Below are 1,531 nucleotides of genomic sequence, written 5' to 3'. Positions count from 1 at the left end.
CGGCGGGGCCGCGGGTGAGGCTGGCCGCCGCGACCGCGGCGTTGTCGATCACGCGGTTGATCACCATGTCGGTGACCTCGGCCGTGGGCTCGACGGCGTCGGTGGCGAGCTCCGCGAGCTTCCAGGCGAGCTGGTCGGTGCGCTTGAGCGGCTCGGCGGACGGGTAGACGCGCAGGTGGTGCGTGTACGGCATGGTGACTCTTCCTCGATTCACGTGGACCGTCGTGTGGTCCGTCGGTCTGCCCGGACCGTCGGGCGGGCATCGGGTCGCGACCGCTCGGCTGGTGGACGGCGGATGCGTCCTTGACCTTCTCATACTCCGCGTCCTAGGTACACGGACCAGACCCGCGCCAAGTTCCCGGTGCCGGCGATCCCCGGCCCGATGTCAGTGGGGATCGTTAGTGTGGCGACGTGACCGTCAGCGAACGCGAATCCGAGAAGCACTCCAAGAATGCGCCGGAGAGCAGGCTGGCGCTCGTGCGCCGGGCACGGCGCATCAACCGCACGCTCGCGCAGACCTACCCGGACGCGCGGGCCGAGCTGGACTTCCGCACGCCCCTGGAGCTGTTGGTGGCGACCGTGCTGAGCCCGCAGACCACCGACGTCCGCGTCAACCAGACCACGCCCGAGCTGTTCGTCATGTACCCGGACGCGCAGGCCTACGCGGAGGCCAACCCGGAGGAGCTCGAGGAGATCCTGCGGCCGCTCGGCTTCTTCCGGGCGAAGGCCCGGGCCGTGATCGGTCTCGGCAAGGCGCTCGTCGAGCGGTTCGACGGCGAAGTCCCGGGAAAGCTGAAGGATCTGGTCACGCTGCCCGGCGTAGGTCGCAAGACGGCGAACGTGGTGCTCGGCAACGCGTTCGGTGTACCCGGGATCACCGTGGACACGCACTTCGGGCGACTGGCCCGCCGTCTGGGCCTGACCACCGAGGAGGACCCGGTGAAGGTCGAGGCCGAGGTGGGCGAGCTGTTCCCGAAGAAGGACTGGACCATGCTCAGCCACCACCTCGTGTGGCACGGGCGGCGCGTGTGCCTGGCCCGCACCCCGGCATGCGGGGCGTGCAGCATCAAGGACCTGTGCCCGTCCTACGGGGCGGGCGAGACCGACCCCGACAAGGCGGCCAAGCTGGTGCGGCCCGCGCCCGAGCGCTCGGCCCTGGCGGGCCTGCCGCTGAAGTAGCTACGCCACCCGCGCGAGCCAGTCCAGCAGGATCTCGTTGACCCGGTCGGGTGCCTCCTCGGGGAGGAAGTGCCCGGCCCCGGGGACCAGCTCGTCCACGTCCGCGCGCTCGGGCCGCAGGAACCCGTCCAGGCCCCCCTGGACCTGCAGCGCGGGCACCTCCAGAGGGCGGCGCAGCGCGGCGCCGAACCGGCGCCCGTCCATCCGGGGCCTCGACCGCACCGCCCAGCGCAGGGCCTCGGCCGCGGAGTGCGCGGCGAACGGGATGCGCATGACGGCCCGGTAGAGGTCCACGACGTCGTCGGGCAGCGGGGCGCCCGCCCCCAGGTCGAGGGTGCGGCGCACCAGGTCA

At 72.0% G+C, this 1,531-nt stretch carries 2 protein-coding genes and 1 pseudogene; 1 reads left to right on the top strand and 2 read right to left on the bottom strand.

The features are described 5' to 3' along the window. A pseudogene (locus tag PROKR_RS00660) lies at window positions 1–193 on the bottom strand (MmgE/PrpD family protein); the annotation flags it as partial. 218 nt (window positions 194–411) lie between these two features. Between PROKR_RS00660 and nth the strand changes: the two are divergent. Continuing rightward, complete coding sequence (nth, locus tag PROKR_RS00655) at window positions 412–1,179, top strand: endonuclease III (RefSeq protein ID WP_036958847.1); 768 nt, start codon at window positions 412–414, stop codon at window positions 1,177–1,179. Here nth and PROKR_RS00650 read toward each other — a convergent pair. Beyond that, window positions 1,180–1,531: alpha/beta fold hydrolase (locus PROKR_RS00650; protein WP_036958846.1), on the bottom strand; the 352-nt coding region annotated here is incomplete at its 5' end.

Origin of the sequence: Promicromonospora kroppenstedtii DSM 19349, from assembly GCF_000515355.1 — a bacterium.
Lineage (GTDB): Bacteria > Actinomycetota > Actinomycetes > Actinomycetales > Cellulomonadaceae > Promicromonospora > Promicromonospora kroppenstedtii.
This window is presented reverse-complemented; position numbering and strand designations above follow the sequence as displayed.